Source organism: Rhodospirillaceae bacterium (assembly GCA_016722635.1).
Taxonomy (GTDB): domain Bacteria; phylum Pseudomonadota; class Alphaproteobacteria; order JAEUKQ01; family JAEUKQ01; genus JAEUKQ01.
The window spans coordinates 532,597-557,450 of sequence record JADKIX010000003.1 but is presented as its reverse complement, the minus strand read 5'-3'; the positions used below and the strand labels follow the sequence as shown (position 1 = coordinate 557,450).

Annotated in this window: 20 protein-coding genes, 1 tRNA gene and 1 pseudogene; 9 read left to right on the top strand and 13 right to left on the bottom strand. The window is 46.7% G+C overall.

Annotated elements, in window-relative coordinates:
- The first annotated feature begins 550 nt into the window (after nt 1–550).
- The 3 genes from IPP67_02945 to IPP67_02935 all read left to right on the top strand — a co-directional run bounded on the left by IPP67_02945 (nt 551) and on the right by IPP67_02935 (nt 4,570).
- The gene (locus IPP67_02945; protein ID MBL0338151.1) at nt 551–1,315 is read left to right on the top strand and encodes a hypothetical protein; all 765 of its coding nucleotides are present in this window, start codon (nt 551–553) and stop codon (nt 1,313–1,315) included.
- Between the two features lie 734 nt (nt 1,316–2,049).
- Nucleotides 2,050–3,270, top strand: coding sequence for a hypothetical protein (locus IPP67_02940; protein ID MBL0338150.1), 1,221 nt, complete (start codon nt 2,050–2,052; stop codon nt 3,268–3,270).
- 262 nt (nt 3,271–3,532) lie between these two features.
- Nucleotides 3,533–4,570: a right-handed parallel beta-helix repeat-containing protein gene (locus IPP67_02935; protein ID MBL0338149.1), complete on the top strand. Its 1,038-nt coding sequence runs from the start codon at nt 3,533–3,535 to the stop codon at nt 4,568–4,570.
- 123 nt (nt 4,571–4,693) lie between these two features.
- On the opposite strand, the gene IPP67_02930 is transcribed toward IPP67_02935, so the two are convergent.
- A tRNA-Thr gene (locus IPP67_02930) sits at nt 4,694–4,769 on the bottom strand.
- A 245-nt stretch (nt 4,770–5,014) separates the two neighbouring features.
- Here IPP67_02930 and IPP67_02925 point away from each other — a divergent pair.
- Entirely contained in the window at nt 5,015–6,739 is a 1,725-nt protein-coding gene (locus IPP67_02925) for a glutamate--tRNA ligase (GenBank protein ID MBL0338148.1), read from the top strand.
- A gap of 57 nt (nt 6,740–6,796) precedes the next feature.
- On the opposite strand, the gene IPP67_02920 is transcribed toward IPP67_02925, so the two are convergent.
- Genes IPP67_02920 through hemC form a run of 3 tightly spaced genes read right to left on the bottom strand, consistent with a single transcriptional unit; the run spans nt 6,797 to nt 11,297 of the window.
- On the bottom strand, nt 6,797–8,344 hold the full coding sequence (locus IPP67_02920; protein MBL0338147.1) for a hypothetical protein: 1,548 nt from the start codon (nt 8,342–8,344) through the stop codon (nt 6,797–6,799).
- 15 nt (nt 8,345–8,359) lie between these two features.
- Nucleotides 8,360–10,285 carry a uroporphyrinogen-III synthase gene (locus IPP67_02915; protein ID MBL0338146.1) on the bottom strand — a complete coding sequence of 642 codons (1,926 nt, stop codon included), beginning with the start codon at nt 10,283–10,285 and terminating at the stop codon, nt 8,360–8,362.
- A 49-nt stretch (nt 10,286–10,334) separates the two neighbouring features.
- Entirely contained in the window at nt 10,335–11,297 is a 963-nt protein-coding gene (hemC, locus tag IPP67_02910) for a hydroxymethylbilane synthase (GenBank protein MBL0338145.1), read from the bottom strand.
- 167 nt (nt 11,298–11,464) lie between these two features.
- Here hemC and tsaD point away from each other — a divergent pair, with 167 nt between their 5' ends.
- The 4 genes from tsaD (at nt 11,465) to IPP67_02890 (ending at nt 13,952) form a co-directional block, all read left to right on the top strand.
- Nucleotides 11,465–12,541 carry a tRNA (adenosine(37)-N6)-threonylcarbamoyltransferase complex transferase subunit TsaD gene (gene tsaD, locus IPP67_02905; protein MBL0338144.1) on the top strand — a complete coding sequence of 359 codons (1,077 nt, stop codon included), beginning with the start codon at nt 11,465–11,467 and terminating at the stop codon, nt 12,539–12,541.
- 21 nt (nt 12,542–12,562) lie between these two features.
- Entirely contained in the window at nt 12,563–12,784 is a 222-nt protein-coding gene (locus IPP67_02900; GenBank protein MBL0338143.1) for a hypothetical protein, read from the top strand.
- Nucleotides 12,785–12,871: 87 nt separating this feature from the next.
- Nucleotides 12,872–13,453, top strand: a complete 582-nt coding sequence (locus tag IPP67_02895) for a GNAT family N-acetyltransferase (GenBank protein ID MBL0338142.1) — start codon at nt 12,872–12,874, stop codon at nt 13,451–13,453.
- Between the two features lie 82 nt (nt 13,454–13,535).
- Nucleotides 13,536–13,952, top strand: coding sequence for an EVE domain-containing protein (locus IPP67_02890; protein ID MBL0338141.1), 417 nt, complete (start codon nt 13,536–13,538; stop codon nt 13,950–13,952).
- Here IPP67_02890 and IPP67_02885 read toward each other — a convergent pair.
- From IPP67_02885 to IPP67_02845, 9 genes and pseudogenes are all read right to left on the bottom strand, one after another.
- Nucleotides 13,949–15,181: a phosphopentomutase gene (locus IPP67_02885; GenBank protein MBL0338140.1), complete on the bottom strand. Its 1,233-nt coding sequence runs from the start codon at nt 15,179–15,181 to the stop codon at nt 13,949–13,951. The genes IPP67_02890 and IPP67_02885 overlap by 4 nt on opposite strands.
- Nucleotide 15,182: 1 nt before the next feature.
- The gene (deoA, locus tag IPP67_02880; protein MBL0338139.1) at nt 15,183–16,511 is read right to left on the bottom strand and encodes a thymidine phosphorylase; all 1,329 of its coding nucleotides are present in this window, start codon (nt 16,509–16,511) and stop codon (nt 15,183–15,185) included.
- Between the two features lie 5 nt (nt 16,512–16,516).
- Nucleotides 16,517–17,674: a deoxyribose-phosphate aldolase gene (deoC, locus tag IPP67_02875; protein MBL0338138.1), complete on the bottom strand. Its 1,158-nt coding sequence runs from the start codon at nt 17,672–17,674 to the stop codon at nt 16,517–16,519.
- A gap of 1 nt (nt 17,675) precedes the next feature.
- Entirely contained in the window at nt 17,676–18,653 is a 978-nt protein-coding gene (locus IPP67_02870; GenBank protein MBL0338137.1) for an ABC transporter permease, read from the bottom strand.
- Complete coding sequence (locus IPP67_02865; GenBank protein MBL0338136.1) at nt 18,650–19,768, bottom strand: ABC transporter permease; 1,119 nt, start codon at nt 19,766–19,768, stop codon at nt 18,650–18,652. The genes IPP67_02870 and IPP67_02865 overlap by 4 nt, the downstream gene beginning before the upstream one ends.
- 26 nt (nt 19,769–19,794) lie before the next feature.
- Nucleotides 19,795–21,371: pseudogene (locus IPP67_02860) on the bottom strand (ABC transporter ATP-binding protein).
- 116 nt (nt 21,372–21,487) lie between these two features.
- The gene (locus tag IPP67_02855; GenBank protein MBL0338135.1) at nt 21,488–22,486 is read right to left on the bottom strand and encodes a BMP family ABC transporter substrate-binding protein; all 999 of its coding nucleotides are present in this window, start codon (nt 22,484–22,486) and stop codon (nt 21,488–21,490) included.
- 313 nt (nt 22,487–22,799) lie between these two features.
- Nucleotides 22,800–23,270 carry a D-alanyl-D-alanine carboxypeptidase gene (locus IPP67_02850; GenBank protein MBL0338134.1) on the bottom strand — a complete coding sequence of 157 codons (471 nt, stop codon included), beginning with the start codon at nt 23,268–23,270 and terminating at the stop codon, nt 22,800–22,802.
- Nucleotides 23,271–23,810: 540 nt separating this feature from the next.
- Nucleotides 23,811–24,248 (bottom strand): D-alanyl-D-alanine carboxypeptidase, encoded by a 438-nt coding sequence (locus IPP67_02845; protein ID MBL0338133.1) that lies wholly within the window; start codon nt 24,246–24,248, stop codon nt 23,811–23,813.
- Between the two features lie 209 nt (nt 24,249–24,457).
- On the opposite strand from IPP67_02845, the gene IPP67_02840 reads away from it, so the two are divergent.
- Nucleotides 24,458–24,835, top strand: coding sequence for a TfoX/Sxy family protein (locus IPP67_02840; GenBank protein ID MBL0338132.1), 378 nt, complete (start codon nt 24,458–24,460; stop codon nt 24,833–24,835).
- The last annotated feature ends 19 nt before the right edge of the window (nt 24,836–24,854 follow it).

Below are 24,854 nucleotides of genomic sequence, written 5' to 3'. Positions count from 1 at the left end.
AAATCCGTCATGGGTTTCCGCTGCAAAATAAGTTCATTATGAAGGTTGATCAAACGCGAGTAGCATAGCAAGTTTTTCTTGCCTGGCAACATGGGTAATACGTAAGTTGTAATTTTCGACACAATGTGTAGATATAAGATGCAGTTGAAATATATTTTTTAATTTTTGTCATATTTTATCTTGCTAAAAGGATTTTGCCCTATGCTGAAGAAAATACTGCTATGCCTGGCTTCAAGTTTTGTGATAACCAATTTTCTGATGCCATGCATGGAGCCAGACGCTTCTATCCCAATTATTGCCCCCTTCAATGTTCCGCTCGGTTCCCAGGAATTGACAGGGAATTGCGGGCAAAAAGTTGTTTGCCCGCCAACATGGCCCTCGCATTATTCTGGGTGCAAATTCCTTCGCTCAAATCAGCAAGACTTAGTGCTGGGATGCACGGTTGTTTGGAGGTCGGCAGCCAATAATGATGCTTTTTCTGCCAATCAGCTGTTCGGATTAGTGTTTGATGAGAAGGGCGGCTTGAGGCAACAGAGAACCCCGCCGTTTGATGCCAAGGTTTCATATCATTATTTTACACCATATCATCACCGACAAAATGGTTCATTGGAAAAGAACTGCCAATGGAATAGTGGAACAGCTTATTGACATCAATGCCCCCGATAGACCTTTATTCGAGCAAGATTCAAATTATCTGTTAAAATATATGGATAGCCAAACTGGTCTCGGGGGAAATTTTTACCTACTAGAAACTGGGGAATTTGATACCAACATGTTTGGGGAACCCTTGTCCGCCATAAACAAGGATCAATATACTTTAAAGCTATTAGCAGGCGACGGCGATGAGTTGTGGGGATATCAGGGGGATCTGGTTCAAGACTTCTGGCCATCGGAGACTTGGAACAATCAGTATTATGGCAGCAGCTCCATGGAAAAATATCTCCTGGTTGATGTCTTGACCGATGAGCTTAGCACAATTATCTATGGAAACAGGATGGCCGAAGACAAAGAGCAAATGGACGGGTATTTGCAGCAGGGATCTTTCTTAATCTGCATCAATTATGATGGCAGGCCGGGGATGAACATGAAGTTGCCTGGCATTGGTTTGGAAAAGAATTTTATAACCATGAAAGAAAAGAATTTGATGCATTTAATCGCTTATGATTTGAATGACGATTCTTTATCATCGGGTAAGGTTTGGAAGATGTTTTCCGTCTCCAAGAACTGTCAGTCTGACACATTCAATGAATCGTTTGTGGTTGATTTCCCTTCGCACTTCGCAGGCAACGTAGTTATTTCCGAAGTGCGTGATTGATATCAAAAGGCCAGCGGGATTATATCCTATATACGCAAAATCCATTGGTGGATTTGAAATGCTTGATAAACAAAACTGCACTGCAAAAGAACTTTGGCAAACCTTGAGGCAGCGGTTGCCTGGTTCTTATCTTTAGAAGTCGACGATCAGGAAAATCATCAATGATTACGCAATCATTGATGAAAATAACCCTAATCGTGTTTCTTTAAGAAGATCTGACCCTGCATCGGATGATACAGAGGAACCTAATTCGTTTATTATTGTCATGATCTTAGCTTTAGCCAAGATGACAATCAATTCTGATCATGGTCACCAATGAGATGCTGAACATTGGACGCCAATAAATCATCATCGGATCAGCCAGCAAGCTTATTAGTTTAACGCCAAAAACTAAAAGAATGAAGTGAAAAATAGCGGCCAATCGATAAATGGGGAAAATGGTGCCGACGGCAAGAATTGAACTTGCGACCTACGGATTACGAATCAGTTGCTCTACCCCTAGCGATATCCCTAATTATCTGGGGATAACAGCGGCTTACCACGTTCTGGGCACAGAATATATTTTTGGATATTGTGGGATATACAATTTTAGTATAAGTAATTACTACTAAATGCAAAATAATTTTATGAAAGTGGTAGTTATTAAAATTTCAATTTAGTATAGAAGCCAAGAAAATATATTTTATTTCGCATATTCACACACAGATTATTGTTATTTACAGGAGTCGTTAGAGATGAGAAGGATCGAACAATCAACTTTGGGGTTTAAAAGATTATTGGCGTCAAGCGTGGCGGTGATAGGAATTTATGGGGCGATGGGTGGCGTTGGGGTTGCCCAGAACATCCGCTTGGATGGGTTAGCGGACAGCAAGGGCGAATATGGCTCACAAGGCAGTGTTTATATACCCTTGGGTGGCAGTTTATTGACAGGTTCGCCTTTCATCACGGTGGGTGGCGGCTTTTTGGGTGGCAATAGTAAGAATGGGGCCTTTGGGGGCGGATATAGCATTGGCGGCGGTGATTGGGGGGTGCGGGGCTATGCCAGCGTTGGGGCGGAGCGGAGTGCGCGTGACCAGCAATATTACCATGTTGGCGGCGGGATGGAAGTGATTTTCGGCGGATTCGGGGTGAAGGTTAATGGATATATGCTTATTGGCAACAAAAGTCATCAGATTGAAAAAGGCAGTGTCCGGGGCGTGTTAGTCGATAAGGAACCAACTGGGGAGAATTGCATCCCCAGTACGGGTTGTGTGCCGGTACCGCAGAACTCCTGTACCAACAATAATGGCCAGCCGCGTGTATGCCATATGGCAATTGAAGTGACGAAGCCGAGCTATGAGGTGATGAAGCCGGGTTTTGATGTGGAATTGAGTTATGGGGTAAATATCGGCAATGTTGGGTTAACCGCTTCAGCAGGCTATTACCGGTTTGGGCAAGCTTCGGGGATGACGGCAGGGATGGAAGTGAATGTACCGATTAGCAGCCAGCTTAGCTTGAACATTGGGGCGCACGGCAAGAATGATGATAAGAAGGGTTTGGGTGGATATGGCACGATTGGGGTCAGCTATCAGTTTGGCGTGGCTGGGGCTGCGGGCAGAACCTCGGTTGTGGAGCGGGCATTTAGCCAGGCGCCAAGGCAAATGGGGAATGTGCCGACGCAAGTGAAGCAAGGCAGCAGCACGATCTACCGCAAAATCCTGGCAATGCGACCGGACAAGGTCTGCAGTTATTGCCTGCTGTCGAAGTGGTATGGGATCAAAATAGCGCTGGCAATGCAATTTCCGAAATTTGGCTTATTGATGCGAGATCAGCCAGCCAGCTGGATGACGTGGTGCAGCGCGCAGCCAATGATGCGATTGTGTTGGTGGATGGCAGTTTTGGGGCGATTAATACCGACGATACCGTTAAATTTAATAATGAGCATGTGGGCATCGCCGGTGGTGGAGCGGCATTAGGGATGAAAGTATCGTTTGATGGCGGTATGACCTATACAAATACCACATACAATACCCCTGGGACGCGGCCGACCATCCAGCAGGCCGACACTTCTAAAGATATTTTTTCTGCCAATGGCATTCTTAACCCCATTCTTTACGGGATCGACATGAAGGGCGGTCGTCGGGGAGCATCATTCTCCAATTCCAGCTTCATTAAAATGAATGCAGTTAAGATATGGGATACAGCACAAGAGGGGTGTATACCGATAATATAACCAACATGAACCTAACCACTGTTTCTTTCCATAACACTTGTGGTATTGCTGGATCTTTTAACAACTCACGTAATATAAGTTTAGATAATGTGAATAGTTACTCAATAAACTTCCGGGGCTTCAAATTTGTTCAGAGCCAAGGCATCAATTTATCGCAAGTGGTTGTTTTTACCAATTATGATTATGATAATCGTTCAATTGGCATTTGGTTTACTGAATCACAAGACGTGAATCTGACCAATATTGGCGTTGGAAATTTTCAAGCCACTGGAATATCTTTATCCGACACCAAGAATGTTATTGGCAGTAATATCAGTGTGATTGGAAAGGGTGAAGGGATAGCTATCGCTAGGAATACTGACATAGATGTTAATACTGTACTTAGTAATATTTTTCTCAAGATAGCTGCAACTGGCTTATCGTCGCGTCAAAATAGTGCCTTGCGTATTAGTGCTCATGGTGTTCGTGTCTCTAATGTGCGAATAGTGGATCCTGATGTTGAGTATGCGGTGGACATAAACAATTCCCGCAACGTCACAATTAGTGGCGTGACAATTACTAATAGCGACGATTCAGACGGTGCCATTTCTATAGATTCTTCAACTAATGTCCAGGTAGAGAATGTGAATGTTAGGGGTGGTAATCATTCTTCTATCGTTTCTATCGAGGATTCCGGCAGCGTCCATGTAAAAAATGTGGTTTTGGACAAGCCTTCTTTTGCCCAGATTGGGATTTATGCTGGTACCTTTACTAATTTAACACCGGGTAGTCATAAAGATATCACTTTTGAAAATATATCAATTGATGGGGCCCGGACTGGGGTCATGGTAGCAAATGGTACTTTTAACGAATTGGAAATCAGTCTGAAAGATGTTGTCATTAAAAATGCAAAGATTGTTGCTTTTGAATTATTTGATAGGATCTATTTTAAGAATTTGGGCGGCAATAAATCTATATCTTCTGCATCTGTATGCGATGGCATGATCAACAAAAACAATGGTGTTGTGGTAGATGTTGGGGGGGCGTCTGTTATCTGTCAATAAATGCTTCATATAAAGCACTAATGCCATAGAAAAGATCCCCGGTTGAAAGACCAGGGATTTTTTTATGGGAATAGAGAGGGGAAATCAGGAGATAATATGAGGTGAAATGGGTTTAGCGAATGTTGGTGCCGACGGCAAGAGATTGAACTTGCGACCTACGGATTACGAATCAGTTGCTCTACCCCTGAGCTACGTCGGCACAATAGGGATATCGATGAATCCAAAGTTCTTTTATCATATTTATCGGGTTTGTCACGGGTAAATATCTTTTCTTAAAAAAAGAAATACGAAAATTACCTAAGCTTACAAAATTGATCAGGTGAAGTTGATCAGATGGAGATGGGAATTGGGTGGTAGGGGTATTCAAAAAGATAAGCCGATAACTCCCTTGCCAAAGAGCGGCTTTTATGGGAGAAAAAGGCAACAATTACCAATGGAATGATCATGACCAAAAATCCTGCCAATAAACCTGCCCAACCGCAACCATCCGCTGCTGAGCAAGTGGCTGCTTTATTATTTGCGAGCCAGCCCGATTTGCTGCCACCCAGCCATTATGAAAAGCTTTATCCCCCCCGCTTACTGCCGAAAGGGGCCATGGTCACCCGTTTTGCCCCCAGCCCAACCGGGCTCATGCATATTGGCGGCGTGTATATGAGCTTGATTAACAAACGGTTAGCGGATCAAAGTGGTGGGGTGTTTTTTCTGCGGCTCGAGGATACCGACAATGAACGCTACCATGCCGATGCCGTCAACACCATTATCCAAGCATTGACCCAAGTGAATTTATTGCCCCATGAAGGGGTGGTGGGGGTTGACAAGGGCCAGGCTTTGCAAAAAGGTTCTTATGGCACCTATGTGCAATCGGAACGGGTTCCCATCTATCATACTTTTGTGCGAGAATTAATTGCTAAAGGATTGGCTTACCCTTGCTTCCTTACCATGGAAGAATTGGATGAAACCCGCGCCAAACAAACCCTCAGCAAACAGCGCCCCGGTTGTTATGGCAAATGGGCCAAATGGCGGGATGCACCGGTTGAGAAAGTGCAAGAAAAGCTTGCGCAAAAAACCAAATATGTGGTGCGCTTAAAAGCCCCTGGTTCTTATGATAAACGCCTGACCTGGCATGATGAAATCAAGGGTGATATTTCCGTGCCGGAAAATGATGTGGATGCGGTGCTGATTAAATCAGATGGGTTGCCCACCTATCATTTTGCCCATGCGGTTGATGACCATTTGATGCGGACAACCCATGTGGTACGGGGCGATGAATGGCTGGCCTCCGTGCCGCTGCATTTGCAGTTATTCCAAGCATTCGGTTGGCAGCCGCCGAAATATGCCCATGTAGGGCCGATTGAAAAATTAGAGGCGCAGCCAGATGGCCATAATTCCCGCCGGAAATTATCCAAGCGCAAAGACCCTGAAGCCAATATCCAATTTTATTTTCAGAAGGGTTTTCCGGTTGAGGCGGTGCTCGAATATCTAACCCATCTCATTGCCTCGTCTTTTGAAGATTGGCGGCGGCAGAATCCAGCCAAACCTTTGGCTGATTTTGCCATTAATTTTAAACAATTTTCCCCGCATGGGGCGTTAAGTGATTTTGATAAACTCAGCAGTATTAGCAAAGATATCATTGCGGATTTGGATGCGGAAACTTTATATAAGCGCGCGCTGCAATGGGCGCTTGAATGGGATCAGTCGCTTGCAGAATTAATGAAAAAACATGAAACCCTTACCAAGCGTGCCCTCAATATTGAGCGCGGCGGGGAGCGCAGATCCAAGCGTATCGCCACCTGGCAGGATTTACGCAGCCAGTTATTTTTCATTTATGACGAATTATTTAATGACTTACCAGTTTTCCCATTTCCAGAACGTATCAGCCCCATTGACCGCAACGCGATTATTGCCGCTTTTTTAAAGGATTATCAAACCAGTTGGGAGAAGCAGCAGATGCTGGATTACGCCAAAGATATGGCTTTAAAGCAAGGCTATGCCCCCAATGGGAAAACTTTTGACAAGGATCCCAAAGCCTATAAAGGCCATTTTGGCGATGTGATGATGGTGATCAGGGTGGCGATTTGCGGGGCCCGCGAATCCCCCGATTTGTGGGAAGTGATGCAGGTATTAGGGGTTGAACGGGTGAAAAAGCGCCTGCAGCAATCTTTAGGCTAAATTGCCAGGTCAATTGCAGGCGCTGGTTTTCCTAAAAAAGAGAATTCGATAGGGCTTTCAGTTAACCTGGCGCGCCGCGTCGATTGCGGCTTTGCTGTCAACGGCTGGTTTTTCTGGTGCGGCTTGCGCTGAAACAATCGGGGTTGAATCCACGATGGTCATCATCATGCCACCTTCTTTAGGCTTTTCGTCTTTAAGCTTATTTTCCTCCCCGGCAAGATTACTCATAAGCGGCACGGAAGATAAGGATGAGGATAAGGATAACGGGCTGGCCGCCAGCGAGATAACCATGTCATTTTTATTCAGTGGCAAAGAAGAAGAGGGATAAGCCCAAAGAAATTGGTCAAATTCCTGGCAATGGCTGCAGCAAGCTTGCCATTCCTGGTAATTAGTTTGGCATTTTTGGCAAATCCAACAGGCTTCTTCCGGCGCTTCTGATGCTTGGGTTAACCACCGCATGGCGATGCGGTAATTTTGGGTTTCATTCTCCTCAAGCTCAGCCATCAAACGACAGGCTTTAGCGGTTTTATGACCATTTTGAATAATTTTTTCTAAATATTGCCTTGTTTCCGGCCATAATTTAGCCTGAACGGCCGCTTCGGCCAATACCAATAAAATATCCGACGGCAAGGGGGTGATCGTGTTTGCCAGTTTCTCTAACCTTTTTAACTGTTCCTCACGCGGTTGGTCTTGCAAAGATTGCCAATATAATTGCAGTAAAGCGGGGTGCTGGACAATCTGCCATTGTCTTTCCACCAGCTTGCCCGCTGGTTTCTTTTTATCCGCTTGCAGCAAACCCTTGATCTCAAGGATTAGGGCAGGGATAAAATGGGGGATGTATTTAAGGGCGGCTTCCGCTTTCTCCATTGCTAGCACCGGTTGCCCAGCAGAAGCCCCACGGGCGGTTTCGGTTAATAACAACCCTTCAAAACGCCGCAGTTGTGCGGGGGGAAGTTTTTTGGCTTTTTTGAGTAATTGTAGGCTTTGATCCGCAGATACCCATTCACCTAGTTTGGTTTCCAATTCAAACTGGGTTTGTGCTAACCAATCGGCTTTCGGGTGGGTTTTGAGTGCTTGACGGGTGTAATCCAGGGCAAGCTGATACTTTTTTTGCCGCAAGGCCTGCATCAAGAGGCCGCGATATCCCAGGAAAGCGGATTCCTTATTATCGAGCATCAATTGAAAATATTTCTCAGCCGCCTGCTCATCACCACTTAATTGGGCAGCTTGGGCCGTGAGTAAAAGGGTTAAGGGCGGATCATTCATGAGTAGGGTAGCTTTTTGCGCGTGGCGTTGGGCCTCAACCGCGTCCCCTGCCGCTAACGCCACCATCCCTTTGGTTAGGGCCTTATAGCCATTCTTGCGGCGTTCATTAGCCTGTGCCTTGCGGATGCGGTGAGGGGTCAAGACCAACGCATAGCATAACCAAATTAATAGGTATAATAAGCCTGCCACCAGTGCCAAGGCTAAAAATAAAAAGCTGATAGGTGCTCCAATCCGGTATCCCAGCCATTCGATCATTAAGGTCCCCGGTTGCTGGGTGATCCAAAAGGCTGCCAATACGCAGATGCTGGCAATTAGGGAAAAAAGAAGCGCTTTTAACATAAATGACTTGCTGCCTTAAGGGTTAGAGACGAAATTTTTTAAAATGATGTTTTTAAATTCTACGAGTAAGAGATCGGCCTGAATGCGGGCATTCAAATGATTGCGCCATTCCTGGATATAAGTTGGCAATTGGTCGCCGGTTAATTCGGCTGCTGCTGCTGCAAATTGCCTGCTCGTGAACTTAGCCTCCGCCCGCGCCAATTTTGATAGCAAATCATCCCCGACGGTTTGTGCGCCGATCGGGCGGATAGTGATCAAACCGGATAGCTGGGCGGCCAATTGCCTATCCCAGCCGTTTTGCCGCAACCCTTGGGCCAAATCATCTTGAGCAGCTTGTTGGGAGACTTCATTCAATTTTTGCTGTAATTGCGGGTAAGATAACAATCCGGTGACGGCCCAAGGTTCTAAAACCTCTGCTTTTTTCAGCCAATCCATGACCGGGGGTTGATGGGCGCCCAACCTTTTAATGGCGGCCAATTCATTGACAAATCCCTGACCGTTCATCAAAGCGGTTTCAAATTGGCCAGCGGTTAAGAATAAAGCGGCCAAGGTTGGATCTTGATCAATCTTGGCTTTTTCTTGGAGTGCCTTGACTTGATTGGCAATTTCCATCATTTGGGTTTGCCCTTGCTGGCGGTCTGCCGTCATGATGTTCCAGGCATTTTCCAAAGATTGCAGGCGGCTGTTGCTGTTATTCAGCTGATTGCGTAATTGGGTGCTTTCTTGGGTCAGGCTTTGGATGTTTTGCCCATCATTTTGGTTGGTGGTTTCAAGGTAAGTTAACCGTTTCGATAAATCCTGCAGGGAGGATAACAGAGGGTTTAAATCGAGGGCGGGATTGGTAACCGATAATTTTTCAAATATAATAGCCAACTGCTGTTCCAGATTTTGCAAACGGACGGTAACAGACGGATCATTTGTATTTTGAAGCAGGGTTTCAAGCTTATTTAACCTGGATTCTTGGGCTTGCAGCGAACTGGTCAGTTGCTGCGCTGCTGATTGCCATTGCTCCAAGCCATTGCTTGGCAAGGCGTTTTCTGAAGAACGGGATGCAAACCATTGTGGATAAGTGAATAAACCTGCCCCCAGCAATAAAACGAGTATCAGGCTGGTGAAGGAAGATATGCGGGTGAGGGTGTCTTTTTCTGGGTAAAACATCGGATTATCTCGCTGGCTGCTGTCGGTGGTTTCGATTAATTCAATCAGGCTGGGTATATCGGGTTTGGCGGTAATATGCAGGGATTTCCAAGGAAATTCCTGCATATTTTGGGCAATGGCATGGCTGAAACATAAACAATGGATCTTTTTACAAGCGGTTTTTAAGGAATGATCCTGGTCAATCAAATTCTTAAAAGTGGCGGCCCCGCGGGCGGAAAAGAAAATGATATCCGTAATCAGCTGGTTGTGGATTTTTTGCCGGACATCGGTTGATAATTCTTTCACGGGCACAGCGTCATACACAATAACGGGTTCGACGACAAACCCTAATGGCTGCAGTTTTTCAGCTATATTAACGCTGGTGAAGCGGGCGCAGGGATAAAGGATTTTTCCATTGCCAGAGTTTAAGGTGGATTTGACCAAAGCCAACAACTCAGTCACATCCCCCCCGGCGCTTCTGATGTGGGTGAAGCCAAGTTCTTGGGCGACACTTGCGGTATGGTCGCCAACGGTTAATACCAAGATATCACGGGATTGATCGCGTTCTGCCCATAATTTGACCGCATGCGAGCTGGTGAATAGGATGGCTTGGACGACACCACTATCTTTTGGATCAACCTGGTTTTCTGTTTTCGGGACAGGTTGAATGGTTAATAACGGGGCGATGGTCGTTTGGATACCATTTTTTTCCAAGTAGCTTAATAAAGGCTGCCCATCGGACAGGCCGATGAGCGGCTCTTCCGTACGGGTGATTAAGATATGGCGCGGGGTATTTTTATGCATAACTATATTTTAGCCAGAGTCGTTCCTAAAAAGAAAGAAATTCTTCTGCTCATTTGTGGTATTTTTCGCGCAAGGCCTTACCGGCGTCTTGCCCCATTTTAAGCGCTCCTGAAAACGGCGACCGGCGGTCATCAAACACCACCTTGCTGCCATCAGTGGCGGCCAACATGCTTCGCAGGGACAGGGTTTCTGATTTTTCATCATATTGGGCCAAGGCTGCAATCGGGGTGCGGCAGGATCCGTCCAATTCCTGCAAACAGGCACGCTCCGTCTGAATGCAGATAGTGGTTTTCCAGTCATTCAAAGGTTGCAGCAATTCCCGTGTCCGTTGATCATCCTCCCGAATTTCGATGCCGATGGCCCCTTGGGCGACGGCTGGCAACATTTCCTCCGCCGATAAAATATGGGTGGCTTGGTCGGCCAGGTTTAATCGCTCCAAACCGGCCAAGGCTAAAACAGTTGCATCAATTTCCCGCCGGTTTAGTTTTTCTAAACGGGTTTGGACATTCCCCCGCAAGGGCACCACTTTGAGATCAGGCCTGCGGGCGAGTATTTGTGATTTTCGCCGCAGGGAAGAGGTGCCGACAATTGAGCCCGACGGCAAATTTGCCAGGGAAAAATGGTCGCGGCTGAACCAAGCGTCCAAGGGATTACGCCGGGGTAATAAACAGGGAATTTCCAAGCCTTCGGGTAAAATGGTCGGCACATCTTTCATGGAATGAACGGCAAAATCAATTTGGTTGGCTAGCAGGGCCTCTTCAATTTCTTTGGTAAATAAACCCTTGCCGCCGATATTAGCCAAATCCCTGTCTTGGATCTTATCACCGGTGGTTTTGATGGGGATGATTTCAATAAGATCGTCGGCAGCCAAATCGGGATAATTTAGTAACAATAGGTTTTTAAATTCATTGGCCTGGGCAAGCGCCAAGGGGCTGCCACGGCTGCCAATCCGCCAATTCGGGCGGGCAGATGCTTTGAATGATAAGGAAGATGAAGAAATTTTTCGTTTCATAAGGACCATAAAAGCTAGCAGGCACAATCTAACTATCCATCAATGACAAGAAAAGCAAAATCGATCAAACAAAATCTATCAAGGATAATAATCGGCTTGTCAGATGTATTGATATTCGGTACCGTTTCTTCATAAACCGGGTCTAGCAAAAAACAAGAAAATAATCCATGACGATTGCGCTTGGCATCGAAACCAGTTGTGATGAAACGGCGGTTGCCCTGGTTGGGTCAGATCGACGCATCCTGGCTCAATCCATTTTGTCGCAGATAGCCGAGCATCGGCCTTATGGCGGGGTGGTGCCGGAAATTGCCGCCCGCAACCATTTAATCCACTTACGGCCGTTGCTTGAGAAAACGTTGCAGCAAGCGCAATTGTCGCTTGACCAAATTGATGTGATCGCCGCCACCGCGGGCCCTGGCTTAATTGGCGGGTTGATTGTCGGGTTGACCATGGCGAAATCCATCGCTCTCGCCAAAAACAAACCGTTGATTGCGGTCAACCATTTGGAGGGGCATGCCTTAACCGCCCGGCTAACCGATGCGGTTGAATTTCCTTACATATTATTGCTGGTATCGGGGGGGCATTGCCAATTATTGCTGGTGAAGGCGGTGGGCGATTATCAGTGTTTGGGGACAACTTTGGATGATGCTTTGGGGGAAGCTTTTGATAAAGTTGCCAAAATGCTGGGATTGGGATTTCCCGGTGGCCCTGCGGTTGAGGCGGCGGCTAAACAATCCGCTTTGCGGGCGCAGCAAGGGGATAAAATCCAATTATTTCCTTTGCCAAGACCCATGTTGGGCAGGCCAGATCCCAATTTTTCTTTTTCCGGCTTGAAAACCGCGGTTTACCAGCAGGCCAGCAGCTTAGGGCCGGTGGGCAGCCAATTGCCTTTAGCGGCGGTGCAGGACTTGGCCGCTTCCTTCCAGGTGGCGGCGATTGACTGCATTATTGACCGGGTTGATTGCGCTTTGAAACGCATCAAACAGCAGAAAATTACCTTAAAGGGATTGGTGGCGGCGGGTGGGGTGGCCTCCAACCAATTTTTAAGGCAAAAACTGCAAGCGCTTTGCGGGGAATATCATTTGCCTTGTATCATCCCGCCCCCGGCCTTATGCACCGATAACGCCGCCATGATTGCTTGGGCGGGACTTGAATGGTTTAAAAAAGGCCGCCAAGATGGGTTGGATACATTGCCCCGCCCGCGCTGGCCGCTTGATCCGAATTTCACGGTTTCTTATAGCTGATAAAGATTTAGGAATAATAAGATGGCTTTCATCTCAATCGATTTAGATAATGAATTAATTCGAGAAATTAAAATTAATTCTAAGAAAATGCGTTTATCACAAACCCAATATATTCAGCTAGCTATTAAAAAAATGAACGATGAAATGAATAAGGAAGAATGGGCTGCGAACTTACAGGAAGTTAGCAAACGTGTGAGGATAGAAAGCATGAAGATTAACCAAGAATTTGCTGATATGGAATAAAGCAGGAAATTTAGGCAACCATTTATTGAACTTAATTCCATCAAAAGGTTTTTTGAATCGGTTTGGGAAATCATAGGATATGAAGAAATGAGCGGGGTTAAACCAGATCAAGGAATAATAGGATCGGACCAAACAAAAGTCGTTATTCGCCAGCCGCAACCAGCTGACCTGCACCCCAAGAATGTGGCTTATCTTTGCCAATTGGTGAACAAGGTTTACCAGGTGGCGGAAGCGGGGATATGGAAGGGAAATGCTGAACGTATTAATGTTCAGGCAATGACCAAGATACTCCAAAATCAAGCATTGCTAATTGCCCAAATTGGGATAAAGATCGTCGGTTGTATCAATGTTAATTTGTTTAATGAATATCTTGCTGGCTTTGGTATGTTGGTGACTGATCCTGAATACCGTAGCCTTGGCATTGGTAAAAAACTTATTGAGGCAGCGGAGGCCTGGGCGGTGAGTAAGGGCCGGGTAATCATGCGCTTGGAGATACTGGCCCCTAGAAATTGGGTGGATTCAAACAAAGAATTTCTTAAGATATGGTACATAAAAATGGGTTATATTTTACAGTCAACGGAAGATTTTGGGCGATTATATCCTGAGAAGTCTGCTGATTTAGCAACAACATGTGATTTTGCCATTTATCATAAGATACTTGAAAAATAGCCAAAAGAATCAAGTCTTGAAAGTCTTTTCCTGACTTGCAATATAAACATATAAAAAATGAATCACTAGGGAGATAGAAAATTTGAATTACTGGTTAATAAAATCGGAACCGTCGGAGTATTCCTGGCAAGATTTGGTAAAAGATAAGCGCAAGAAGTGGCGCGGGGTACGCAATCGCCAGGCCGTTAATTCCTTGCGGGCGATGTGCTTAGATGATCGCTGTTTCTTTTACCATTCCAATGTGGGCTTGGAAATTGTGGGGATTGCCAAAGTGAGAAAAGCCGCCTATCGCGACTCTATGGATCCAACAAAGGTTTTTGTGGTGGTTGATCTAGGGCCGGACATACAGTTGCCCGAGCTCGTCACCTTAGAGCAAATCAAGCAACATCCGCAGTTAACCCAATTGGGATTAGTCCGGCAACCGCGGTTATCGGTCATGCCAATTGATCCTGTTTCCTGGGAAATTATCTGCGGATTGGGTGGACTAAAGCCTTCTTAAGCCAGGATTTGGGATAAGAAGGACGTGCCGCGTTTGAGTGGCGCAATGCCCAAATGTTCGGCAATGGTTTGGCCAATGTCGGCAAAAGTACGGCGCTTGCCCAGATTAACCGATTTCACGCGCGGGCCGAATGCCAGGACAGGCACAAACTCCCGTGTGTGGTCAGTACCTTGCCAGGTTGGGTCACAGCCATGATCCGCGCTGATGATTGCCAAATCATCGGGCTGCATATCGACCATGAAATCGAGCAATTGGTGATCCAACTGCTCAAGTGCTTTGGCATAGCCCACCACATCGCGCCGATGGCCGTACAACATGTCAAAATCCACAAAATTAGTGAAGGTTAAACTGCCGTTCGCCGCTTGCTGCTGGGCTTTGAAAGTTTCCTCAAATAATTGGCTGTTGCCATCACCCTTGGCTTTATGGGTAAAGCCTTGATGGGCAAAAATATCGGGGATTTTGCCAATCCCAAAAACCTGCCTTTTATTTTGCAATAAAAAATCCAGCAAAGTTGGTTCAGGTGGTGGCGTTGCCAAGTCCCGGCGGTTGGCGGTGCGCTTAAAACTGCCAGGATTGCCTAGGAACGGGCGCGCAATCACTCGCCCGATATTTAATTTATCCACCAATTTTCGGGCCAAATCACAAAGGGCATATAACCTAGCCAAGCCAAAAGTGGTTTCATGGGCGGCAATTTGCAAAACGCTGTCGGCGGAGGTATAGATGATCGGCTTACCGGTTGCCATATGCTCCGCCCCCCATTCATCAATAATCACGGTGCCAGAGGCATGGCGGTTACCCAGGATACCAGGTAACCCCCCTTGGGTAATCAATTGTTGGGTCAGCCATTCGGGAAAACAGGGGACAGTGTGGGGGAAATATCCCCAATCCTTCATGACCGGCACGCCAGCCATTTCCCAATGGCCGCTGGGCGTGTCCTTGCCCAGGCTTTTTTCGGCGGCAAAACCGTAAGAACCAATGGTTTTTGCAGGTAAGGGGGCACCTTTGATGATATTGCCCGATGCTTCCGCGGCGGCATGGAAAAGGCCTAAGGCAGAGAGGGTTGGCAATTGCAACGATCCTTGCCTAACACCCGGCTTATTAGCCTTGCCAGCGGCACAAGACTCGGCAATATGGCCAAAAGTGTTGGCGCCCACATCCCCGTATTCCGCGGCATCATCCGCAGCGCCAATACCAAATGAATCCATGACGAGTAAAAAAGCCCGCGGCATTTTAAATATCCTCTAATAAACGTTCCACAATCAAAGCAGGTGGATGGGAAGGTTGCTGGCTGATCATATAGGCCTTTTGCACGTCAACGGCGGCTTGATCAGCCTGGCTTTGGCTGCTGGCATGGATCATCAATAAGGGGTCATTTTTACTGATTTTCATACCCACCCCTTGAATATGGGTTAATCCAACGGCCGGGTCAATAACGTCTTGGGGTTTTATGCGTCCACCGCCCAGCATCATGATAACAATCCCCAATTGTCTGGTATCGATGCTGTGGATGTAGCCGCTGATAGGGGCGGGAACAGGTTTTATGATTTTGGCAACTGCCAGGTATTTTTGGTAGTTTTTCAGTAAATCGGTTGGCCCGCCTAATAAGCCCACCATTTTCTGGAAAATTTCTGCCGCTTGGCCGCTATCTAAACTTTTCTGCAGTTTTTGCCGCGCCTCATCGGCGTTATGTGCCAATTTCCCCAAGAGTAACATATCAATCCCCAAAGCCAGCACCACGGCATGTAAGCGGGGATCGCGCGGATTGCCGGTTAAATACTGGATGGTTTCGATCATCTCAACGCTGTTGCCAGCACTTAGCCCTAACGGTTGGTTCATGTCGGTAATCAAAGCGCGGGTGGGCAATCCTGCAGCTTTGGCTGTGCGGATCAAACTAATGGCTAGGGTTTTGGCAGATGAGGCATCAGCCATGAAGGCGGCATTGCCCCATTTCACATCCATCACTAAACCTTGTAGGCCTGCCGCCAGTTTTTTAGATAGGATGGAAGCTGTAATTAACGGGATTGATTCAACGGTTCCTGTAATATCACGAATGGCGTAAATGCGGCGGTCGGCTGGCGCCAGATCATCGGTTTGGCCGATGATGGCACATCCGGCTTGTTTCAAGGTTTTTTGCAGCAATAAGGGGTTGGGTTGGGCATTATATCCGGGAATTGCTTGCAATTTATCCAAAGTGCCGCCGGTATGGCCTAAGGAACGACCGGAAATCATGGGCACAAATCCGCCGCACGCCGCAACCATGGGGGCTAGCATTAAACTGACTTTGTCGCCAACCCCCCCGGTTGAATGTTTATCGAGTATGGGGCCATGAAAATCCGCCTTTGGCCACTCCATCATTTTGCCGGAGGCGGTCATGGATTTTGTTAAATTCCCGCATTCTTCTGCTGTCATGCCGCGGAAAAATATCGCCATGGCCAAGGCAGATATTTGGCTGTCAGTTACCTCGTTTTTCAGCAAACCGGTAACCATAAAATTAATTTCTTCGGCGGTTAGGGTTTTTCCCTCCCGTTTACGGTAAATGATTTCTTGCGGAAATAACATCGGACTTAATAATCTCCTGCTGTTGGTTTGGGGGGTAAAGACAATAAATGATCTAATAAAGAACTGGCACCAAAACGGAAAGTGGCAGGATTAGCCCAGCCTTTGCCCATCATCCGCTCCGCCAATTCCAGATAAGCATCGGCATCCTGTGCCGTACGTACCCCGCCTGAAACCTTGCATCCTAGCATCCGACTGTCTTTTTCAAAGGTTTTGCGGATGATTTTTAATAAAGTTTCAACGGCAGGTAAGGTGGCCCCGATAGGGGTTTTACCGGTTGAAGTTTTCAAGAAATCAGCGCCAGCGTCCACGCAATCCTGCGCGGCTAATTCAATCAGGGCGGTTTCTTGCAACATTCCTGTTTCTAAAATGACTTTAAGTAAACGTCCAGGCCCGCATTTTTCCTTGACAGCTGCCACCAATTTCTGGTTTTTCTGGCGCGCGGCAAGTGAGGGTTTGGTGAGATAAAGATGGTAAGGGATCACCAAATCAATTTCTTCCGCCCCATCCTGAAGGGCGGTTGTTGTGCTTGGGATAATTTGATCCTGTTCCAAATTGCCCTTGGGGAAATTGACAACGGTTGCCAAGCGTATCATCGAAAACGGCAAGATTTTTTTAGCAGTTGTTAAAAAACGGGGGAAGATGCACACAGCAGCCACTGGCCCTAGTGGGCTCACCGCCCGCTTGCATAATGCTTGGATTTTTTCAGGGTTGTCGTCATCATTCAAGCTGGTTAAATCCATTAAGGCAATGGCTGGGTGGGGTTTTCCTGATTTCCCGTTCATAATATCCGGCCCGAAGGATAGTGGTAATAGATCTTGAAATTTTAGTTGCTGCTGGATGCCCGCTGGGTTCGCCAAATAAATCATGGTACTTTTGGTTGCAAATTCCCGGATGCGTTGGCGGCAGCCGCCGCAAGGCGAGCAAATCTCGTGACCATGGGCAAATACCAGCAATTCGGCAATTTCTTTTTCGCCGTGGGCGATCATTTGGCCAATGGCGCTGGCTTCTGCACATTGCCCCTGGGGGTAAGCCGCATTTTCAACATTGGCGCCCACATAAACTTTGCCGCTGACGGCCCGCAAGGCAACCCCTACCCGAAATAGGGAATAAGGGGCATAAGCCTGTTCCCGCACGGCCCTAGCGGCAGCGAGTAAATTCATCATGTTAACGGTCTTTCACAAAAGGGATACCAAGGGCTTTCGGGGCCTCAGATTTGCCGATAAAACCGGCCAGCAACAGCACTGTTAATAAATAGGGTAACGCTTGGATCATCTGCACCGGGATAATCCCAATGCCAGGGATATAGGTGCCTTGCAACCGAATTTGGATGGCATCGGTAAAAGCAAATAAGAAACAGGCGAGCAAAGTTGGCTTCGGTCGCCAACGGCCAAAAATAAGGGCGGCCAAGGCAAGATACCCGCGCCCGGCCGTCATATTTTGCGAAAAAGCAGCGTTTTGGGCGGTTGCTAAATAAGCCCCAGCGATACCGCATAAAATACCGCAAGCGATTTGGCCCCGATACCTGACGGCGCTAACCGAAACGCCAGCGGTATCCAGGGCATGGGGATTTTCCCCAGCAGCTCTTAAGCGCAAGCCAAAACGGGTTGAATATAAAATCCAAGCCATCAGGAAAGGGATAGCCAAGGTAATATAAACCAAAACGCTATGGCCGCTGATGAGGTACTTATATATATTGCTAATCACCGGGATATCGCCGATTGTTTCGGTGCCGGGTAAGTTGATGGGTCCATGACGGCCTTCCGCCGATAATATGGGGGTTTGCCCGCCTTGCTTAAACCACGCATTGGCAAGGGTTGGCGCTAATCCTGCTGCTAAAATATTGATGGCCATCCCCGATACTACCTGGTTGCCGTTATAGGTAATGCAAGCCAATCCATGTAACAGAGACAATAGGACAGCAACGGCAATACCTGCGAGCAATCCCAGCCAAGCATCATTGGTAATGGAGGCAGTGGCGGCGGCGGCAAAGGCGGATAGAAGCATTTTCCCCTCCAACCCTACATTGACGATTCCAGATCGCTCAGACATCATCCCGGCCATCGCGGCCAGGATCAGAGGAATAGATAAACGGACGGTGGATGCTGATAAGGAAGTGATAATATCAAAAAAATCGGTGATCATTCTGTTTTGACCCTTGCCACGTGTGACTTGAGAACCAATTTTGCCAAAGAAGGTTTAAAGATATTTTCCAAGGCGCCGCAAAATAAAACAATGAGGCCTTGAATGACAATAATCATGTCCCGGCTTAAACTTGGGAAATCAAACGCCATTTCAGAGCCGCCCTGATACAAAGCGCCAAACAGCAAAGCTGCCATAATAATGCCAATCGGATGGTTGCGGCCCATTAAAGCCACCGCAATTCCTACAAAACCCGCCCCGTTGGTGAATTCGATAATCAGTCGGTGATGTTCGCCCATAATGGAATTGATTGCCATCAATCCCGCAAACATACCCGAAATAACCATCGCACTGATGATAATCCCTGCCGGTGGGATCCCTGCATATTTGGCCACTTTCTCGCCCTGGTTCATGACCCGCAGCTCATAACCGAATTTCATCTTCCAAATTAATAACCAGAAAATGAAACAGCAGAAAAGGGCTAAAAAGAATGAGATGTTTAAAGGTGAATACCCTGTTTGAAAGCCAAAAAAACCTAAAATATTTTGCATTAAGGGCAATTCCAGGTGACTGGCAATCGCCCGGCTTTGCGGGCTTTGTTGATTGGGAGCAATCAGCACGTCAACGAGCAAGTAATTGATCAAAGCAGTCGCCAAATAATTAAACATAATGGTGGTAATAACCACATGGCTACCGCGTTTAGCCTGTAACCAACCAGGGATAAAAGCCCAAAGGCCCCCGAAAATGGCGGCGGTCAGAACAGCAGCGGGAAAAACCACCCACAAGCTGAAATCGTTTAGCCACAAACAAACCAGCAAAACCCCCAATCCGGCAACATAGGTTTGCCCCTCGCCACCAATATTGAATAAGCCGCAGTGAAAAGCCATAGCCACCGCTAAACCAGTAAAGATGAAGTTGGTGGTATAATAAAGGGTGTAACCCGTGCCCTCCACGGTGCCAAATGCGCCTTGCACCAGGGATGTAAAAACATCCAAAGGATTTTCGCCAGCGTAATAAACCACCAGCCCGGTCAGTAGGAATGCCATCAACAAATTCAGCATAGGGATCAGGAAATATTCGATCCAACCTGGGAGTTCTATTTTATGTTGTATGCTCATACGATTTGCTTTGATATATCAAGGGCTTAATGATCAATTCCGGCTTCGGAAAGGGTTTCTTTAATTTCTTCGACAACACCGGCCATCAATAATCCCAATTTGGTTGCATTGGCTTGATCGCGCGGTAACACTCCAACAACCTTGCCTTCAAACATCACCAAGATACGGTCAGCCAATGTCAGGATCTCATCAAGCTCGGCTGAGACTAACAATAATGCTTTTCCATCGTCGCGCAACTCAATTAAACGTTTATGGATAAATTCCACCGCTCCCACATCAACCCCCAGGTGGGTTGACCAATGAGCAGTAATTCAGGTTTTTCTTCAAGTTCCCGGCCAATCACCAATTTTTGTTGATTGCCGCCCGAGAAAGAAGATGTTTTTAAAAGCGGGTTGGCTGGCCTGACGTCATATTCGGCAGCGATTTTACGGAACCGCTTGACGGCTTGGCGGTCTTTCAAAAAACCAAAACGCTGTAATTTATTTTTGTAATGATAGCCGAGGATACTTGATTCCCAAGCCTTGAATTGCTTAACCAACCCTGCACCTAAACGGTCTTCAGGGATATGAGAGATACCCAATTGCCGCGCGGAACGCGCTGGTCGCTTGGGTTTTAGCAATTGCTTCATATCTTTTCCAGAGAGTAAAATGTGCCCCGAATCAAAGGGCCTGATCCCAGCCAGTACTTCCAGCAACTGGCTTTGTCCATTTCCGGAAACACCGGCAATGCCAAGGATTTCTCCCTTATTCAAAGTCAAATTAATATTTTCTAAAAGGGGGCGCTTGTGCCGGTCATAAATATATAAATCCTTCACCTCTAATACCGGCACTGTTTGGGTGATTGGCAAACGCGGCCAATGGGTGGTTAATCGCCTGCCCACCATCATTTCAGCCAATTTTTCTTTATTGGTGTTGGCGGTTAGTACCTGTTCAATAATTTTGCCTTGGCGCATCACCGTGATGTGATCAGTCACCGCCATGATTTCATGTAATTTGTGGGTAATCAGTAAAACGGTTTTGCCCGAATCGCGCAGCGCCCGTAAAATAGAGAAGAAATGTTGGACTTCTTGGGGGGTCAGGACGCTGGTGGGTTCGTCAAGGATCAAGATATCTGCGCCCCGGTACAGGGCTTTGAGAATTTCGACGCGTTGCTGCAGCCCAACGGGTAATTTTTCCACAATCGCGTCGGGATCAATTTTCATGCCGTATTGTTTGGATAAATTTTGCAAGACTATTCTTGCGGCATCCCTTGATTTTCGGTTAACCCAGCTTTTTTCAGAGCCTAAAATAACGTTATCTAGCACACTGAATGTATCCACCAACATGAAATGCTGATGGACCATCCCAATCCCTAAATGGATAGCCTGCTGGGAATTAGAAATAGTGACGTTCTGGTCATTGATTTTGATGCGCCCGCTATCAGCCTGATAATAACCGTACAGGATGTTCATCAAGGTTGATTTTCCAGCCCCGTTTTCACCGATAATGCCGTGGATGGTGCCTTGATGGATTTGTAAATTGATATCCTGGTTTGCCATCACCATGCCAAAGCGTTTGTTGACACCAATCATCTCAATGGCTACTGGCAAACTAGAGGCAATCATACAGGTATCCTAAAAGAGCTGCATTTTTTATGAAAATACCCCAATTTTTTAATAAAATACCCCAGAGCGCGCAGTTGCATCTGGGGTATTTTGTTCATTTTATAGCTAAAAACAACCTATTCAATCGGACATTTATTGTTGGTATAGTAATCAGCAACCTTAATTTTGCCGCTAATAATATCTTGGCGGTACTGGCCCACCATTTTCTCAACTTCTGGCGTAATCAGAGACCTGTTATATTGATCCAAAGCCCAATCAACGCCCCCTTCAGACAAGCCGATAATCCGAATGCCTGGTTTCCAGGTATTATTGCGTGCAGCCTGCAAAGCATCGTAAACCGCCACATCGACCCGCTTTAACATGGATGTTAAAATGGTACCCGGGTGCAGGTAGTTTTGGTTGCTGTCAACACCGATGGCCAATTTTTTACTATCTTTGGCCGCTTGCAGCACGCCAAGGCCTGTTGCGCCAGCTGCCGCAAAAACTACATCAGCCTTCCGGTCAAATTGGCTTCTGGCTAGCTCTGCGCCACGGGTAGGATCATTCCAGGCCGCCCCGGTAGTGCCTGTCATATTTTGTAAAACAGTAATCTTGGGGTTGACGGCCCGTGCCCCTTGTTTATATCCACAAGCAAAGTTTCGGATCAACGGGATATCCATCCCGCCAATGAATCCAATCACCCCTGTTTTAGAAGTTTTGGCGGCAATCGCCCCCACTAGGAAAGAACCTTCATGTTCTTTAAAAACCACGGACTGGACATTCGGCAAGTCAACAACGGCATCGATGATGGTAAATTTGACGTTGGGAAATTCTTTGGCAATTTTTTCTACTGCATTGGCAGCTGAAAAACCGGCGATGGTAATGATCGTGGCGCCGCGTGTAGCCATGTTGCGCAAAGCCTGTTCGCGCTGCGAGTCATTGGTGATTTCAAAGTCGCGGTAGGTGATATTGGTTTCTTTGCGGAAACGTTCTGCCCCGTTATAAACCCCTTCATTAAAGGACTTATCGAATTTCCCGCCCATATCGAAAATAATGGCGGGTTGGAATTGTTGGGCATTGGCGGAATGGCCAAACAGGGCCATGGCAGCAAAGGCAAGGGAGAGTAATTTTTTCATGAGGATGGCTCCATGCGGATAAGAGTTGAGTGACCAGTTGAAAAACTGTAGGTAGAAATCTTATATTCAATGGATCGATTGGATAGCAAATTGCACAATATATCCTATCCGTCAACCGGTATTTATAGTTATACAAAATAACCAAGAAAATCCAGGGTCTTCACACCTTATATAATTCGTGGGATTATTCATTTTTATAGGATAGGCATGGCAATCAAAATGCTGACGGCAACCTGATTCTTTTGGGCTTAGAATTTTCCTATTCATTGTCACCGTTGGTACAATTTTATTGTGGGGCGTGCAGGCAGGGCCTTTAATGGGTTCTGAACCAATATTCCAGTAGTTCTTTTTGGAATTGGCGCGTTTGTTGCTGCCATTGTCTTTGCGCGGCGCTTGAAAAGGGTGAACGGTTGCCTGCTGCTACCAACAGGTTGCTAATTTCCTGGGGGTTGTGGGACGCTATAAAAAAAGCCAAAGGGCGATGCGTGGATGAGAAAAGATAGCCGCTAATGGCGCTGACGCCCACCAAGGTGCCGGTTTTTACCTGGATATAGGAAGCGATGGGGCTTGCAGACAAAAATGGGGGAATGGATAAACCTTGTCCCAAAACCGCATATTCTTTGGGATGATCCCACAAATACTTTAAAATAGCCGCCATCTGCCGGCTGGTTAGGTGGTTCGCGTGGCCTAATCCCGAAAATTGCTGGATCTCTAGGTCTTGCCAGTTTAAGCTGCGGTAAATTCGCCTGCGCCCAAGCCCTGAAATAACGCGCAATGCAATCACTGTTAACGCACCCGGCCAACAAATTGTTATGGTGTGATCCTTGCAGCAACTGATAGCCTAGTAATTCGGCACTGATGTTATTGCTATAGTGCAAAATAAGGGGAATAATTTTGGACAACACCGGGCTGTAATGGCGGGCAATAACGCGGCCGTCCGCAAATAGGGTTGGCAAGGGTAGTGCTTGCCCGATCAACGGCAGGGGGTTGGGTAAGGCCGATCCTTGGTGGGCGGCTAATGTTTGAAAAATATAAGCGCTATGATAGGCCGGATGTTTTATGGGCAGCCACTCAATCTGCTCTTTCTCGGATAAGGGTAGTTGCCATTCCTCACCGACAAAAATCGGTAAAGTGCCAGCTGAGGAAGGATTAAATGGTGGTTGGATAAAGCGATGACGGTATTGTTGATCAGCAGGCCACAGGACTTTAATCCAAGGGGTAGGAATCAGCCGTTGATCGGTTACCGCGTAGGTTTCGCCAACCGGGTCATGGGTTGCATGGGGCAACAAGGAGGGTGATGACTTGACCCAAACCCGGTTGAAATCTACTGATAAAGGGCTAATTCCGGGGTTATAAGGGGCTGCCATCGGCTGCAGCGGATTGATTTCTGCGGGGGTGAGGCTAAATCCCCATAGTAAAAATTTCCCGTCACTTGTCGTAACGGTGCCTGGTTTAAAGATTGGGCGAGTGTTGCCAGATCGTCACTGCTGAGAAAGGGGTCGCCCCCACCCCATAACAATAAATCCCCTTGCAATATGCCTTGATCAATAGGGCCGTTAGCCAGCAACATCGTTTCAAAACGGAAATCAGATCCCAATTGCTCCAACGCTATCAGGGCGGTCATTATTTTGGCAACGGAGGCAATGGGTTGAATCTCATCTATATTTAAACCGTCCAATATTTGGCCTGTTTCCAAATCGACCAAAACATAACTGGTAACAGCTTGGGGGGGCAGGAGGGGAGGCGAATTCTGTGACCACACATTTGGGATCCATCCAAATGTGGTTATATTGATACCCGTTATGATCAGCAGGAATAATAATTTTTTGATGAACAACTTGCTTCTCGTTGGATAAAACCATATAAAGATGAAAATAAATCAATGAATAATCGTGGCACGGTTTAAGGGAAAAGTTAAGTGGTTTATTGCGGCTGACCGCGCTTTAAGCAGGTAATAATCGAGGAAATTTGATGAAACAAACAAAGCTGGATAGCCTAACAGATCAAGCAATGGACCGGTTGCTGATGGGGCTTGTATCCCTTGGCCATCCCACCCGTCGTGCCATGTTCGGCGGGCATGGGTTATATATCGATGGGGTGATTTTTGCCCTTATTGTTGGTCATGATGTTTATTTAAAAGTTAGTGATGCCAATCAACAGGATTTCGAAAAAATCAATAGCGGGCCTTTTGTTTATGAAGGCAAGGCGAAACCAGTTGCCATGTCTTACTGGTTATTGCCAGCTGCTATCCGTGATAAGCCCCAAGAATGGCTGGCGTGGGCAGAAAAATCTTGGAATATTTCCAAAAAAAATCAAAAAAATAAACCAGCTAAGAAAAAACCAAAATAGTCTTTTATTGAGGAAAAGT

Coding starts and splice junctions, on each gene's coding strand:
- IPP67_02940 (MBL0338150.1), top strand. CDS start 2,050: ATGAGAAGGATCGAACAATCAACTTTGGGGTTTAAAAGATTATTGGCG.
- IPP67_02865 (MBL0338136.1), bottom strand. CDS start 19,768: ATGAGCATACAACATAAAATAGAACTCCCAGGTTGGATCGAATATTTC.
- IPP67_02925 (MBL0338148.1), top strand. CDS start 5,015: ATGACCAAAAATCCTGCCAATAAACCTGCCCAACCGCAACCATCCGCT.
- IPP67_02885 (MBL0338140.1), bottom strand. CDS start 15,181: ATGCCGCGGGCTTTTTTACTCGTCATGGATTCATTTGGTATTGGCGCT.
- IPP67_02915 (MBL0338146.1), bottom strand. CDS start 10,285: ATGCATAAAAATACCCCGCGCCATATCTTAATCACCCGTACGGAAGAG.
- IPP67_02855 (MBL0338135.1), bottom strand. CDS start 22,486: ATGAAAAAATTACTCTCCCTTGCCTTTGCTGCCATGGCCCTGTTTGGC.
- IPP67_02895 (MBL0338142.1), top strand. CDS start 12,872: ATGAGCGGGGTTAAACCAGATCAAGGAATAATAGGATCGGACCAAACA.
- IPP67_02945 (MBL0338151.1), top strand. CDS start 551: ATGCCAAGGTTTCATATCATTATTTTACACCATATCATCACCGACAAA.
- IPP67_02920 (MBL0338147.1), bottom strand. CDS start 8,344: ATGTTAAAAGCGCTTCTTTTTTCCCTAATTGCCAGCATCTGCGTATTG.
- hemC (MBL0338145.1), bottom strand. CDS start 11,297: ATGAAACGAAAAATTTCTTCATCTTCCTTATCATTCAAAGCATCTGCC.
- IPP67_02935 (MBL0338149.1), top strand. CDS start 3,533: ATGAACCTAACCACTGTTTCTTTCCATAACACTTGTGGTATTGCTGGA.
- deoA (MBL0338139.1), bottom strand. CDS start 16,511: ATGTTATTTCCGCAAGAAATCATTTACCGTAAACGGGAGGGAAAAACC.
- IPP67_02840 (MBL0338132.1), top strand. CDS start 24,458: ATGAAACAAACAAAGCTGGATAGCCTAACAGATCAAGCAATGGACCGG.
- IPP67_02900 (MBL0338143.1), top strand. CDS start 12,563: ATGGCTTTCATCTCAATCGATTTAGATAATGAATTAATTCGAGAAATT.
- IPP67_02870 (MBL0338137.1), bottom strand. CDS start 18,653: ATGATCACCGATTTTTTTGATATTATCACTTCCTTATCAGCATCCACC.
- deoC (MBL0338138.1), bottom strand. CDS start 17,674: ATGATGAATTTACTCGCTGCCGCTAGGGCCGTGCGGGAACAGGCTTAT.
- tsaD (MBL0338144.1), top strand. CDS start 11,465: ATGACGATTGCGCTTGGCATCGAAACCAGTTGTGATGAAACGGCGGTT.